At 56.9% G+C, this 13,470-nt stretch carries 16 protein-coding genes; 4 read left to right on the top strand and 12 right to left on the bottom strand.

Features of this window, described 5'->3' with window-relative positions; genetic code table 11:
• Nucleotides 1–246: 246 nt before the first annotated feature.
• Nucleotides 247–1,452, top strand: coding sequence for a hypothetical protein (locus tag M5C01_RS21520; protein ID WP_152740752.1), 1,206 nt, complete (start codon nucleotides 247–249; stop codon nucleotides 1,450–1,452).
• The gene (locus tag M5C01_RS21515; protein ID WP_152740753.1) at nucleotides 1,449–1,667 is read left to right on the top strand and encodes a hypothetical protein; all 219 of its coding nucleotides are present in this window, start codon (nucleotides 1,449–1,451) and stop codon (nucleotides 1,665–1,667) included. Before M5C01_RS21520 ends, M5C01_RS21515 begins: the two co-directional genes overlap by 4 nt.
• A 47-nt stretch (nucleotides 1,668–1,714) precedes the next feature.
• Here the strand turns inward: M5C01_RS21515 and M5C01_RS21510 are convergent, their stop codons facing one another.
• The 9 genes from M5C01_RS21510 to M5C01_RS21470 form a co-directional block, all read right to left on the bottom strand.
• The gene (locus M5C01_RS21510; RefSeq protein WP_152740754.1) at nucleotides 1,715–2,464 is read right to left on the bottom strand and encodes a TIGR03747 family integrating conjugative element membrane protein; all 750 of its coding nucleotides are present in this window, start codon (nucleotides 2,462–2,464) and stop codon (nucleotides 1,715–1,717) included.
• Nucleotides 2,465–2,477: 13 nt separating this feature from the next.
• Nucleotides 2,478–2,738 (bottom strand): hypothetical protein, encoded by a 261-nt coding sequence (locus M5C01_RS21505; protein ID WP_152740755.1) that lies wholly within the window; start codon nucleotides 2,736–2,738, stop codon nucleotides 2,478–2,480.
• On the bottom strand, nucleotides 2,735–4,915 hold the full coding sequence (gene traD, locus M5C01_RS21500; RefSeq protein ID WP_152740756.1) for a type IV conjugative transfer system coupling protein TraD: 2,181 nt from the start codon (nucleotides 4,913–4,915) through the stop codon (nucleotides 2,735–2,737). The genes M5C01_RS21505 and traD overlap by 4 nt, the downstream gene beginning before the upstream one ends.
• 2 nt (nucleotides 4,916–4,917) lie before the next feature.
• Entirely contained in the window at nucleotides 4,918–5,478 is a 561-nt protein-coding gene (locus M5C01_RS21495) for an integrating conjugative element protein (protein WP_218586099.1), read from the bottom strand.
• Nucleotides 5,475–6,038, bottom strand: coding sequence for a lytic transglycosylase domain-containing protein (locus M5C01_RS21490; RefSeq protein ID WP_178129939.1), 564 nt, complete (start codon nucleotides 6,036–6,038; stop codon nucleotides 5,475–5,477). The genes M5C01_RS21495 and M5C01_RS21490 overlap by 4 nt, the downstream gene beginning before the upstream one ends.
• Entirely contained in the window at nucleotides 6,035–6,727 is a 693-nt protein-coding gene (locus M5C01_RS21485; protein WP_248764390.1) for a TIGR03759 family integrating conjugative element protein, read from the bottom strand. Before M5C01_RS21485 ends, M5C01_RS21490 begins: the two co-directional genes overlap by 4 nt.
• A 55-nt stretch (nucleotides 6,728–6,782) precedes the next feature.
• Complete coding sequence (locus tag M5C01_RS21480; protein WP_152740759.1) at nucleotides 6,783–7,463, bottom strand: hypothetical protein; 681 nt, start codon at nucleotides 7,461–7,463, stop codon at nucleotides 6,783–6,785.
• Nucleotides 7,460–8,089 (bottom strand): PilL N-terminal domain-containing protein, encoded by a 630-nt coding sequence (locus M5C01_RS21475; RefSeq protein WP_152740760.1) that lies wholly within the window; start codon nucleotides 8,087–8,089, stop codon nucleotides 7,460–7,462. The genes M5C01_RS21480 and M5C01_RS21475 overlap by 4 nt, the downstream gene beginning before the upstream one ends.
• A 235-nt stretch (nucleotides 8,090–8,324) precedes the next feature.
• Nucleotides 8,325–8,642 carry a hypothetical protein gene (locus M5C01_RS21470; protein WP_152740761.1) on the bottom strand — a complete coding sequence of 106 codons (318 nt, stop codon included), beginning with the start codon at nucleotides 8,640–8,642 and terminating at the stop codon, nucleotides 8,325–8,327.
• A gap of 222 nt (nucleotides 8,643–8,864) precedes the next feature.
• Between M5C01_RS21470 and M5C01_RS21465 the strand changes: the two genes are divergently transcribed.
• Nucleotides 8,865–9,059, top strand: a complete 195-nt coding sequence (locus M5C01_RS21465) for a hypothetical protein (protein WP_152740762.1) — start codon at nucleotides 8,865–8,867, stop codon at nucleotides 9,057–9,059.
• Nucleotides 9,060–9,179: 120 nt separating this feature from the next.
• Here the strand turns inward: M5C01_RS21465 and M5C01_RS21460 are convergent, their stop codons facing one another.
• The 3 genes from M5C01_RS21460 to M5C01_RS21450 form a co-directional block, all read right to left on the bottom strand.
• Nucleotides 9,180–9,512 (bottom strand): hypothetical protein, encoded by a 333-nt coding sequence (locus M5C01_RS21460; protein ID WP_152740763.1) that lies wholly within the window; start codon nucleotides 9,510–9,512, stop codon nucleotides 9,180–9,182.
• Nucleotides 9,513–9,741: 229 nt separating this feature from the next.
• Entirely contained in the window at nucleotides 9,742–10,236 is a 495-nt protein-coding gene (gene radC, locus M5C01_RS21455) for a DNA repair protein RadC (protein WP_152740764.1), read from the bottom strand.
• A gap of 103 nt (nucleotides 10,237–10,339) precedes the next feature.
• Nucleotides 10,340–10,903 (bottom strand): DUF3577 domain-containing protein, encoded by a 564-nt coding sequence (locus tag M5C01_RS21450; protein WP_178129932.1) that lies wholly within the window; start codon nucleotides 10,901–10,903, stop codon nucleotides 10,340–10,342.
• 574 nt (nucleotides 10,904–11,477) lie between these two features.
• Between M5C01_RS21450 and mobH the strand changes: the two genes are divergently transcribed.
• Nucleotides 11,478–13,349, top strand: a complete 1,872-nt coding sequence (gene mobH, locus M5C01_RS21445; RefSeq protein WP_152740766.1) for a MobH family relaxase — start codon at nucleotides 11,478–11,480, stop codon at nucleotides 13,347–13,349.
• The last annotated feature ends 121 nt before the right edge of the window (nucleotides 13,350–13,470 follow it).

Raw genomic sequence — 13,470 nt, 5'->3', positions numbered from 1 at the left:
GGATTTGGTCTGAATTGGTTTTTCGAGGCCTGAAAACAGCTCTGCGCTACGGTCAGATAGAAACGCGCAGATCCATCGGATAGTGCATGTGCTTGAACTTCGACAGGTACTTAGCGTGTCGAATAGATGGAGTATGTGTATCAATTTGTTCCATGGGCTTGGCGATCACAAGAGGGGTGGTGATACTTGCTTTCGGTGGCGGTGGGCCGAAGAAAAACTACAAAAATCAGTGTGCGAGGAGCGTGGATGAAGTATTTTCTGAAGTTTAAGGGGCTTGCGCGCTCATTTTTTGAGCGGTTTTGCCGCTTTCTAGGGGGCGGTGCTGGTGCGCTCATCATTGCACTATTAAGTGTGATGGGGGCAGCCTTGATTTCTATTTATAGCTCAAAAATTGTGGCGCAAATAGACTATCTTTTGTTTTCCGGTGAAGAGACAACACTCCACGAATTGACGTTGTCTTTAGGCGTGTCGGTGGTAGCGGTTTTCTTCGTCATGTTCAGAGAGCTAGGGCTCGCTCAATACGCGAGGGCCAAAGAGCGGCAGCTGGAAAAGCAAAGTTTGGAAATGGAGCGGCGATTAACCAATCTGCCGCCCAAGTCATTTTTGGCACTGTATGCAAACTCTATCAAAGATGCGGGGCAGTTGAGAAGTATGACCAAGGCTCAGTTGACCGCTCAAAGTGTGTCCTTTGTGGAGGTCAGCAAGCGCGTTCGCATTCTGATGAACACGGTGTTGAGCCTGGCGAGGTCTTGGGATGGGGTGTCTAAGGAAAATAAGTCAATGGTGTATAAATCAAACATCATGATGTCTATCCCGGCCTCGTCGCTTCGTAAACATGCGCTTGGAAAGACAGATATGAGCATGGACGTTGTGATGAAATCCAATTTCTTTCTGCATAATCAAAATTCAGACTCCATTATCGATCGCTGTGATGGGGTGTTGATTTTGGCAGATAATCAATATTCAACATCCTCCGTCAATGAAGATGACGAACCTGATTTAGACATAAAGCCTATCTGTTTTCCTTATTCGTTTTGCGCCCCAGGTGAAGCTGTAAATCCTGATAATCATCCGAATTTGCCGGGCGCACCCGAGGCGATGGCCACGGGCGAGGCTCAGTACATGGGGGACACCAGTCGAACGATGAAGGCTTGGCTCGATTCCATTGGCGATTCTAATGGCTTAATCAATAGGCAGTATCGGGAGAAAATATATGACTATTATCGCGAGCGGTATGAGGCACAATCCATTCTTGCAATACCGATCAAGTTGGATGGTAAGATATTCGCGATCTTGAACATCTATAGAAATAACACTGAGATTCTGCTGAATGAGAGTAGAAGTGAGCAGTTTGTCACGCTGCTTGAGCCTGTTTGCTATCAATTAGCAAAAATGCTACTCTTGGCGTCAAGATCGAAGGCTTCCGAAGATAAGAAGCGAGGTTTGGTATGAATATCAGTGAAGTGTTTGTCTACTCTATGGAAGGCCTTTCTGAAACGGATGAAGATACTTCGTTTGAGGGGGTTGAGGCGTTAAGTCACAAGATGTCAGAACTGTCCAGGAAAGTCCTGCATGGTGAAGAGGTTGATATCGTTGCGTCTCGCGTTCATACCTATTCCTTCGCAGAGTCCGTCAAAGCGCATTCGCGAAATGGTGATGAGTCTTGATGTTTTCCACGTCCTGAGCGGCTTGGGTCACGATGTGCTGATGTTTTTTACAGATATTTCTTGAAGCTCCCTGCCGAAATGCTCACGACCACGCCCAAGGCCGCCGCACTGGGCAGGAGCACTAGCAGAGGGCTCACGGTCATCGGCAGCGCGGGGTAAATGATCCAGGGCGCGATCCACAGCGGCACGATCATCCGTTTCGCCCGATGGTAGATGAACCCAGACTCTCTCCCCGCGCCAAAGCGCCGCAAGTCCCGACGCACCAGGCCATCGATCAGCCCCGTAAAGACTGCCATCAAGAACAAAGGCAGCGTCAGTATCAAAATCAGGATCCGCGCCAGAAAGGTCAGCGCTGCAAACACCGCCGCCAGCCCGTAGTCTTCAAGGTGCACATAGACCAGCCCCAGATAGTACTGAAATCCTGTCCCTCGGTTACTGTTCAATCGGGCCTGCTCGGCGGATTGGGTGATCCAGTGGATCAGACCGGTTTTCTCGAAACCCCATTCATACGCCAGGCCGATGATCCAACGAGCGGTTTGCCCGGGCTGCTCAATCAGCAGGCTCTGGACAAAGGCTGCCGACAACCACTCCAGCTCGCTGTTCAGCATGTCGCGCGAGTGATGCCAGCCTTCCTCCGGCCAGAAGAAATACAGCCCGATCCACTCGGTTACCACACTAAAAAACAACGACACCAACAAAATGCCGAGGAGGGTGAAGGGCAGCCCCAGGACTCTGCTGATCAGGCCCTTATCGCGTTGTGGTTGTTGGCTTTTTGCGGTGTCGGTGCTGGTGGCCATGGTTCTCTCCTGCTCAGGACTCCGTGACGATCACGGGCTCGAAGCAGACCAACAGTGGACCAGCAACCGGGTCCACTACCCGAATCTGGAGCACGTTGATCCAGCGTGGAGAGAGACCGTTTTTGCTAAAGCGGTCAAACAGATCATTCCCTTCATGGGCCCCCCATCGAGCAGCGATCAGTAGCTGATGCAAGACGTGGGAGACCGTCTGAGTCGCCGACGTGAGTGCCCGAAGGTGAACGAAACGTAGCTTTATGCGGATTTTTCCTTTCATGGTTGAGCTTCCTCTGCAGTTGCCGAAGCGGTCTTGGCCTGGTGCGCTTGCTCCAGCAGATCCGCCGGTAGTGATTCATCCAGCACCCGTGTTCCACTGCTTATCCACCACTCGCCACCGCCATCGATGTAGCGTTTGCGCATATGCTGGGCCAGGGTTTGCAGGTCCTTGGGCATGCATTCATCAGGATCGGGGGCGGGTAGGGGCATACGGATTTTCCAAAGGTTGGCGCCTTCGATCAGGGCAAAGGCTTGTCCCTTGGGCAGACTGACGATATGGGCCGGTTCTATCAGCGGAACGCTGGTGGAGCTGACCCGGTCCTGGGTGTTGCTGGTGAAGTCGGTACTGCCGGTCGGGTCCGAACTGTCCGTGGCGCCGCTGACCAGCGTGGTGGCGTAGACGTCCACCTTCGGCAATTGCCGGGTCAGTAACTCGGCGGTGGCGGTCTCGCGCACCCGCAGCATGAAGAGGTTGTTGAAGTTGCCCACTACCTGACCGGCTTTGGCTCGGTTGCCGATCTTGGCTTCGATATCGCTAAGGGTCTGGGTGTAAGCAGTGACTTGGATACCGGCACCGCCGCCCTTGTTGATCATCGGGATGAACTCATCACCCATCAGTTCGTTGAACTCATCGGCGTGAAGGTTGATGGGAATTTTCTGATCGTGGACAGCACCTGGCAGACCGTCATCAATGCCGAACTTGTAGATGTGGCCTGCCACGGACACCAGGTCCGAAAACATCGAGTTGCCCACGGCGGCGGCCACCTCTGGATCTGACAAAGCATCGAGCCCAACGTACACAATCGCCCGCTTACGGATGATCTGCATCCAGTCAAAAATCGGCCGAGGATCGTTGAGGTCCGTGTAGTTGGGCGAGATCAGCTCGGCCATACGCCCAGTTGTGAGCTTCTCCAGCAGCGGGAGGAGCGATGCAACGATCTTGTCGAAATAGGTCTTGTCATAGCGGATCGCCGAGCGTAGTCCGTCCATCACCGGGTCCGCTACTCGGGTTTGCGACAGGTACTGGTCAATGGCCGTTACGCGCTTCTGCCTGCCTCGCATGTTGTAGGGCGTGTTCTTTTCAGTGAGGGTGCCTTCAATCGTGACAATCACTTCCCAAGCCCTGGGATCGTGTTTGGCAAAGTAGTAACCGCTGTACTCAATGAATAGCGCGTCGATATTGATGACGTGCTGTAGGATCTTCAGGTAGTCCGGGCGGATTCCCAGTTCCACCAACGCTCGGGCAATGATGTTGACAAAGCGCCAGGCGAACTCCCTGAAGGCTGCGCTGTTGCCTTCACCCGAGAGCTGACCAGCGATGCGGCTGGCCACCTCGGAGATGCGCCCAAAACGACCTACGGCGTTGTAGCGCGCCGAAAAATCCGGCCAACCCAGGTGAAAGACATAAAACTCGTCCTCACGCCCGGCGCGCTTGGCTTCGACGTACATACGCTTGAGTAGATCTGCATCGCCCTTGGGGTCGAACACAATCACCGGTTCGAACTCAGGCAACCCGTTGACCATCTTCTTGCGGCGGATATCCTGGGTAATGAATAGCTCTGCCAACCGGGTTTTACCGACCCGTGTCGTGCCCAGGACCAGGCTGTGGCCGACACGCTCTCCCAACGGCAGCGACACCTCGACTTCATTGGGTTCAACGCCATGCAGGCGAGGAGAGCCGCCGACTGGCGGCAGCGGGCGTACCGGATTGAATGGGCTGTCCCAGGCGGTAACGCGGGGAACAAGGTTCAACGGAAAGGGCGCCACCTCCAGGCGCACTTCCAAACGGCGAGCGGCCTGAAACCCCGCGGTGGGCTCCACGTAGCGACGAAACTCAGGCCGGTAGGTCTGCATCAGGCGCTGGGTGTGCCGCTGCTCCCACTTGAAACCGAGGCCGATAAAGAGTCGGCGATTGCTCACGGGCACTTGCTTACTGGTCATCACATAGCGCGGCAGCCGACGGATATTGCGCCGGTAGCGCAACACCACCAGCGCCTGACGAAGGCGCATCCCGCCGAACCCCAGAAAGAACACCGCCGCCCCGACCCCGAACAGTGGCGTCATCGCCAGCGACCAGGGCGCGAACAGACTCAAGTACGCCCCGATGCCACACACCGCTACGGTGTAGAGCTCCACCGCAGGCCGCAGCAGGGCTTCGATGGTATGGGACTGGGTCATGACTACTGCTCGATACCGGTGGCCGTCACCAGCGCGGGGTAGTGCTCAATCCCCAAGCGCTGCGCCAGGTCATCCGCCGCCGCTGGCACCATCTCCAGTCCGGCGCCCAAAGCGCGTAGTTCTGTGAGGGATGTCATCCGCTGAACATTGACCACCCACCCGACGGCTTTGATTTCACGCAAGACATCGCCACGACGCTGCAGCCACTGCCGTGACAGCTCGTCATCGCCTACCAGGAACACGGGCTGTAAGCCGGCGGCATTGTGCGTACGGCTCTCGAAGGGCCCAGGGCTCAGCGAAGGGGACTTCACTGGCAACATGTCCGCCTCGCTGTACGCGGTGGTGCGCACTGGCGGTAAGGTCATGGCCCTTGCCGGTTGCTCGTCGTGCAACAGGTTGAGCGAGCGGTAGTACGCCAGGGTCGAGGCGCCGCCCCGGTCATCAACGACGATCAGTTCGGCGTGGGTGGCTTTGCACAACAGGCCCGCCACTGCGCCCAGCATCAGAGCGGTCAGTGGTGCGCGGGAGATAAAAGACGCGTGTGGTGTTTGTGTCGGGTTCATGGGGTCTTCATTCCTTGAAGGTTGGGGCGGGTGAGACGAGTGAGGTGCCGAGCAAAGGCTTGGCGGTACCGTTTGGCGGGTGCACCGCCAGCGGGGCGGTGGTAGCGGCCAGCGGCAGTGGTCCAGTTGTTGTTCGGGGATTTGTGTTTCAGGAGCAACGCGGTGGCGACGGTCAGGTTGCGGTACGGGTCCAGAGCTTCGCAGGGATGCGTGAAGTGCTCGCCGTTCCAGCCCAGGTTGATCTGGCCCAAGCCCGCATCCACCTGTTTGGCACTGACTGTCCGGAGGGCTTGGAGCAGTGCACCGCACGCCGAGCGCCGATCCGCAAAGCGGTACGACTGGCCCGCCACGTTCAGGGTCCAGGGCCAGGGAACCAGCCGGCCACGTACACGGGCACCGCTTTCCTGTAGGGCCAGCGCGTACAACACCGGAGGGGGAACCGGCGTGCCCCGTGTCGCCCACTGGTAAGCGGGCGGCGGTAAGGCAGCAGCGCTGACCTGCAAGGCCAGCAGGCCTCCACTCACCAAGCCGGCACACGACCACAAACGGCACCGGCTCATTGCCGCTGCCATTGACCATTGACCTGCCGCATGACGGCAGGAAAGGCCCCGTTGTCGCCCAGACGTGCCCAGTGTCCGGTGTCGTGATTGAGGGTGATGTCGCGGTTGAGCACCTTCTTCGGCTCAATACCGGCCCGCTTGGCCCAGGCCCGAAGGCGGTCGTCTTTGCCCCGGCTGTCGACCAGGTACAGATCAAAACCCTGTGCCGCTTGCTGAAGCTGTCTGACGCGCTCTGGGCAGCCTTTGCAGTCCGAAGTGACAAACACCGTCAACCGAGCCGACGAAATCACAGGAGACGCCTGGGCCGTGCTCTCGGTGCCGATCAGGTTCACCGGCAGTTGCCCGGGGTACAAACGCTGATAGGCCTCGTTGTAGGCGTTCTGGTAAGTCAGCAGCTTCTGCACGCGGACGAACTCCGCCTGCACCTGCTGTTCGGCATAGCGCTGCTGTTCCTGCGGATCTCGCGCCTCAATACCCAATGCCGTCAGCGGATCGAGGTTGGGCGAGTACACACCGAGCGGTCCTTGCATCAAGCGGCGATAGCGTTGCCACTCTTCGAGCTTGAGGCCCCATTCAGAGGCCAGCGCCTGCTCAAGTGCTTGAGTCGGGAGCTCCTGATGCTGGATGTGTGGTGTGCTTTCAACGGTCAGAGGGGTCAGCGTTTCGGCTTGAGCCACCAGGGACGGCAACAGACAGGCACCGCTCAACCACAGACAAAGAGGGGATATGTTCATGGCGCAGCCCTCACGGGATCGAGATGGAGAGCGAACCACCATCAGGCCGAATCCATTGGGCTTTGCCTGGCTCCAGCGCTTCCAAACGCCAGCCCAAGAACACCCGGCCCGGCCGAAGCAGTTCGATGTCCTCCAGTCGCCGCACCCCTATGAGCGCCACCGCTAAAAACAACTCACCGCCGCGTGACTCCAGACCCACGACGGTGAACGGCAGTCGCGTGGACGCGGTGGTGTTGGTTCTGCGAGGGTGCACGACCTTGGGCACCCTCGATGAAGGCCTCCGCGCGGCGGCAGAAGACGGTACCGGCGCAGTGGTCGGGGAGGGAGGCGTTTCTACGGCCGCTTTGAGCGCCAGCAGCGCGCCCTCGGTGTTTTCCACCTGGGTGGTCAGAGCAGCGACGCCTGAGACGACAGTCGCTACGGAACGATCCGCGGCCAGCGTCTCAAGACGTTGAAGAAGCGTTTTTTGCGCGACTTGAAAGTCGGCCTCTGTCACGCATGACTGCAAACCATCGAGTTCGGTATCCACCCTTTTCAGGTGCAACTGGATGCTTTCCAGACCTTCGTGAGAGGGCATTGACTCCACAGCGTCGGAAAGCATCGAGAGCTTGTTTCCCAGGTAGACCGCTGTGCCTGCTAGCAAAATCAGCGTGACACCTTGAATGGCCGAATACACCGTAGGACGTTTCATTGCTCACCTCCCAACGGCTGCGCCATAGGTGAGGAAAACGCTCCCGTTGTACCCGCCACCGGACCAACCACCACGGTTGTCGGTAGCTGATCAGTCACATCGTCTCGCGCCGCAAAGCAGACGCTCCGGGCTTTTTCGTCCACCTCCACACGCCAGGCTGGGCCAGCCAACGTCAGCACTGCATTGCGTACGGTGATAGGCCCAAGCCGGTAGTGCGCCGCTGGAAGCGGATGGGCATACAGCACCTGCACGCCGCCAGTCTCTGCGGCGATCGCCGGGCACAACCGATAGCCGGAATGGCGCAGAACGTAGTGCATCGCTTCGTGAACCGTCGGGTTCAGCGTCTCCGGCAATCGGATATCGATCACTTGGCTCAGCAAATCCAACTGCTCGGTTCGGGGAAACGTGCTGGCGAGGGTATAGCGCCCCTCACGCTGAGCCGGCGAGCGTTCAGGCTGCAGCCATTGAACCTGGGACGAACGTGAAACCTTCGACACGGAAGGCCGCACAACCTCTCTCTGGGGAGACGAAGTCATCAATGAGTTGCAGCCCGACAGCGCGATCACCGTCAGTGGCAAGGCGAGTTTTACAGCGGTGGCCAAAGGCCGAGTAGGGGAGAAAAACATCCATGTGTCCTCACGCATTGGTAAGAACACATTTGCAAATCAGAGCAATCGGCGCAGCAAACAAACAGGATTTGGGTCGATGTGATTTTTCAGGTGACCTTCTGCTGGAAGGGACACCGCAGCATTAGGCGTCAGCTGTTTGGGCGGTTTCGAGAGGGCAACCAGTTTTTCAGCCTGGAAGAACTGGCGCTTCAGCGAGCAGCTTTTCGGATGACGAAGCAGAGTGATGGGGGCATCAAAGACGGGTGAGCGTGAGCTCCAACTGCCGATGCTCCCACGCGCTCAGTAGATCAACGGGATTGGTACCGTAACGCTGCCAATCGTCGAGTGTTCCTGTTCTTCCGGCAGGGCACGTGGCGGCCTCACAGTAAGTGAGGGTGTCGCCGTCATTGAACAGCGTGAGCGTCCAGTGATCTACCTCAACGGGCATAGGTCCGGTATGGATCTCGTTCCAGCATTGTGTACTCAGTCGACGCAGGGCACGTACCCCCAGGGCGACCTCTTTGAGCACCTGATAAACTTCACGAGCGGTGAGGGAGGCGGCTGTCGTCATGCGCGTTGTTCCTCTGGGGTCCAGCTAACAGACGGTTTGAGTGATCTGCTTTTGCGGCTCTGCATTGCAATACACGGACTGGAATGGGGGCTATCAGTATACTGACGTCTTCATTCCTCAAGATGCCCGAATAGCATGTTGAGGCTGGGAGGACACGATGTATGGTGATTTACGATCGTCCAAGAGTCGCTACACTTCCCGCTCTCTGTTTTGGACCCCGCTATGAATCTCTCTGATGTCGTTCTAGTGCTGCTCTTGGCCGCACGTATTCATGGTACGGATGAAGCGGTGAGGGCATCGGCCAAGAGCTGCGTGAAGAAGTTGCCACGGTCTAAGCGCGACCTGATCTACAACGTGATCAACAGCCGCAGCCCCATGGAGCTGGTCGCTCTCCTGGCTGAAAACCTCGACGGCTGAACAGCGAAATGCTTGATTCGTTTTCCTGATTCAGGAGATGACATCACCGTGACCTAATTGGCTGAAATTCAGCAAAGCCCCCCTGCGGGAGGATTCCCAGCAGGGGTAAGTGGAACCCACTCAACGAGCAGAAGGCATCAGCGGACCGACGAAATCTGGTCTTGCAGTGTCAACACTCTTCGGCCTGGTGCGGCGTTTACGAGACGCCTTTTGGACCAATCGAGTATTGGCCACATACCAGTGACTCAGATCGATGCCTTTGGTGCGAACCATTGCTGGCAGGCGATCCATTTCACGAACCAGAGAATCTGGGACGCAGGGAGGTGGTAGCTGAATTGAAGGGCTAGCCTTGGGTTGGGTGACAGGCAATACATTCGTTGATTTCACTGCACTCAGGAATTCCCGTGTGACAGTGCCGAGTGCGAAGCCAATGTTGTAGCTGAGTGTGGACATGGTGTCGCTCCTGCAGAATAGGACGCGGAGAAAACACTGTCCCCTAGGGGAAGTGATTCCCCGTTAGGTGAGTTGCATCAGGTTTCTATCGACGGTTGTCGTTCAGATGAAGACATGGGCAAGAGTCCGTCTGGTCGCAGGTAGCCTCCAGCCAGGGGGCAGATCTGTCACGGCAGGGGCTGAGGTGAAACCAGAAGGCGGGCGCCCGGGGAGGGCGCCTTGATAAGGGTTACATCAGTCCATGTTGGGTCATGGACAATGGATCACCGGCACCGACAATGATGTGGTCCAGCAACACCACATCAATTAGCGCCAGGGCCTTACGTAGTCGTTGGGTCAGTATGCGATCAGCCTGACTGGGTGTGGTGCACCCCGAAGGATGATTGTGAGCTGCGATGACCGCTGAGGCGTTGTGGGCAATTGCACGCTTGACCACCTGCCTGGGATGAACAGTGGTTTGATCAATGTCTCCTTGAAACAGTATTTCAAACGCGAGGACTTGGTGTTTGGTGTCCAGGAAAAGGATGGAAAAGACCTCGCGATCCATCCCGGCCAGTTTCAGTTTGAGGAAGCGGCCGACCTCTGGTGGGCTTTCGAGCTTAGGGCCCCGAGTAAATAGCCGTCGATCCAGAATCCTCATGGCCTTTTCGATCAACACATCTTCCTGGGCTGGGCTTAGTGCAGCTAGAGCCCGCATGTCGTTTGGGGCGTGGGTAGAACTCATGACGTCAACCTCTGTTTCCAATCATGGAGGCACGCCATCCCCGAGGGACGCGTATGCCCCCGAAGGTGAAAGAAGGCGCCGGTCAGGGCGCCTGGGTGATGGATCAGACCGCGTGGTGCGCGACCGTTGCAGCTTCCGTGATGTCGGTTAGATCACCGATATCGCTGGAGGCAGAGTCATAGGCAGTCTCTGGTGCATTTGTTGTATCTAGCGGATTGGATGTCTGCGCTACATTCGCCGAATCGACGTCTGATTCCTCTTCCTTGGGCGCGTGGTACACCACTTCACCATCGATTTTGATCAAGGACAGAGAAAGTAAATTGCTTATCAGTCTGGTATCCGGCTGACCTCTGAACTCACCTGTCTGATGGGTGAAAGACCTGGTCCAAAGGCCGCTGAGTTTGAAGCATGCCACGACGGTCTGACCTGAGTTGATCTCTTGTGCGCAGTGGCTGATGAGCTGTTTGGCCTCGGTACCGACCACGGTGCAACTAAAGTACCTGTATTCGACTTTGTCGGCAGGGCCCATGAGCACGGTAACGGAAACCTTCAGGTACGATTGTTTATGATATGTGATCGTGCTGACATTGTTGAGATAGCCGATGCAGTCAAGGTACATGTTGAAATGCTTTTTTTCTTCAGCAACGGGTTGAGTTTGAGTCGTCATGAGTGTCTCCAATTTCAATAGGAAAATGGGGAAACACTCATCCCCAAGGGGAAAGTGATTCCCCATTGGGTGGTGGTGCAGTAGGCATTCGGCCGTCAAAGGCACTGACGACTGACCGCGATGATGAATGCGAGAGCGGTCCGGTGGTGATCAACGCGATCATCGCGTCGTAGCCTTTTAGATCCGGGCTACCTGGGCATGTTGCCGACAACGTCAGCAGGACACCCTTTCAGCATGAGAAAAAGAACCCTAGTTGGTCTAGTCCTCCCTTTCAGACGGAGTGTGTCGGATATTTCAATTTGAGCTCCGTCAGCTTGGCGAAGCATCCCGCGTTGTGTCACTTCCCATGCTTCTTCTAGCTGATACACCTCGGCCCTACCTTCGAAAAATAAATGCAGTGGGACGTAATCCTGTTTTCCCCTGGCATTCCGCGCCCAAAAAAGGTCATAAAAGGAGAGGCGAAACGGAAGGGGCCAAGGGAAGCAAAACGAAGGGCAAAGGGCCTACCCGCAAACGGTCATCCGTGCACTGAACAGCCAAAAGGCTCCCTCACACCACACGGATGGCAGGCTGAATGTTCTGGCAATTCAAGCTGAAAAAGGCGGCTGATCACGAGCCAACTCGCAAGACCGGGGCGTCCAACTATTTCACACCGCAGACTGCCGCCGAGCTGCTGTCGACCCCGCGCCGGCGCAAACTCCTAGAGCACATCTGGCAGCGCACCTCGCTGTCCCGTAAACAGTTTTCCGAACTCTACCTGAGCCCCATCGAGCGCTACGCCGAACTGGTTCAGCAACTGCCGGCCTCCGAAAATCATCACCACGCTTACCCTGGCGGTATGCTTGATCACGGCCTTGAGATCGTGGCCTATGCCTTGAAAATCCGACAGTCCCACCTGCTGCCCATGGGCGCTCCCCCTGAAACCCAGGCAGCGCAAACCGAAGCCTGGAGCGCCACCGTCGCATACGCGGCCCTTTTGCATGACCTTGGAAAAATCGCGGTCGACGTGGAAGTGCACCTGGACGACGGCACAGTCTGGCATCCGTGGCAGGGCCCGGTCAGCCGCGCGTATCGCTTTAAGTACCTGAAGGGCCGCCCCTACAAGCTCCACTGCGCCGCGACGGGCTTGCTCTCCATGCAAGTGCTGCCACCGTCGATTCTCGATTGGCTGAGCACCTATCCAGAACCCTGGGGCGCACTGATCTATGTGCTGGCCGGGCAATACGAACATGCCGGTACCTTGGGTGAACTGGTCAGTCAGGCTGATCAGGCGTCGGTGGCGCAGGAGCTGGGGGGGAATCCCGTTCGGGCACTGGCCGCGCCGAAGAGCTCCCTGCAGCGTCAATTGATTGAAGGGCTGCGCTATCTCGTCAACGAGCGGCTCAAGCTGAACCAGGCTCGTGCTTCAGACGGCTGGCTCACGGATGACAGCGTGTGGCTGGTCAGCAAGACGGTAGCGGACAAGCTTCGCGCTCACTTGCTGTCTCAAGGTGCGGATGGGATTCCGTCCTCGAATGCCACGCTGTTTAACGTCCTGCAGGACAACGCGATCATTCAGGTCAACACTGATGGCAAGGCGATCTGGACTGCCACCGTTGAGAGTGGCAAATGGAAAAAGACCCTGACGTTCCTCAAAGTCTCGCCGTCGTTGCTCTGGGAGGAGGGTAAACGCCCTCCGGTATTTAGCGGTTCGATCACGGTTGAAACGGCAGTCGAAACAACGGGGGAACGAAATGAAACAATGGCCGGGGATCGCTCATCGCCTGGACTCTCTCCACCTTGGGAGATGGAGTCTGACCTGATGCAGATATCTGCTCAGGCGAGTTTCATCTTGGAGGCGGATGCACCCTGCGGTTTAGAAGAGGGGGCGCTAGAGGAGGAACCACCGGAGTGGTTTAGGATGTTGGACGAGGGTAGCTCAATGGAGGTGTATCACCATGAGGCTGATGAACCGGCCACTGCCGAGCCCCGTCCATCGCCCGTGCGCCAATCCCCGCTTTCACGCCAACCTTCCTCGCCAGTTCGTTTGCCAATCCCAGACGTGAAAGTGAAAGACCTGGGAGAGGCTTTCATGACATGGCTGCGCCAAGGCATTCTGAAGCACACAATCACCATTAACGACGCTCACGCTTCGGTCCATAGCGTCGCCGAGACGGCCTTTCTGGTTACGCCGAAGATCTTTCAGCGTTATGCCCAGGAACACCCCGAAACTGCACGAATGGCCAAGGAGCAGGGGACCAGCGACTGGCGTTGGGTTCAGCGTCGTTTCGAGAGACTGGGCCTGCACCACAAGAGTGAAGGGGGGCTGAATATCTGGATCTGTGAGGTCAAAGGTCCTCGCAAAACCCGAGGTATCAAGGGCTATTTGCTCAAGGATCCACTGCTGATTTTCACTGAGAAGCCCTATGACAACCCGTATCTGAAGTTAAAGGACTCGAAGGGCTGAAGTTCCTGCGCCTGCCCGACTTTGTCGATGTCACGGATGCCAGTGCGTTGCTCTACAGCGAGTTCGCCCTGATGCAACGGCTGTGTCATCCCTGTGTGGTACGTACCTACAGTTTCGAAGT

This window comes from Pseudomonas sp. MWU12-2319, assembly GCF_023242525.1.
Taxonomy (GTDB): Bacteria; Pseudomonadota; Gammaproteobacteria; order Pseudomonadales; family Pseudomonadaceae; genus Aquipseudomonas; species Aquipseudomonas gingeri_D.
Note: the sequence above shows the minus strand (reverse complement) of the source record. Positions and strands in the feature narration are given on the sequence as shown.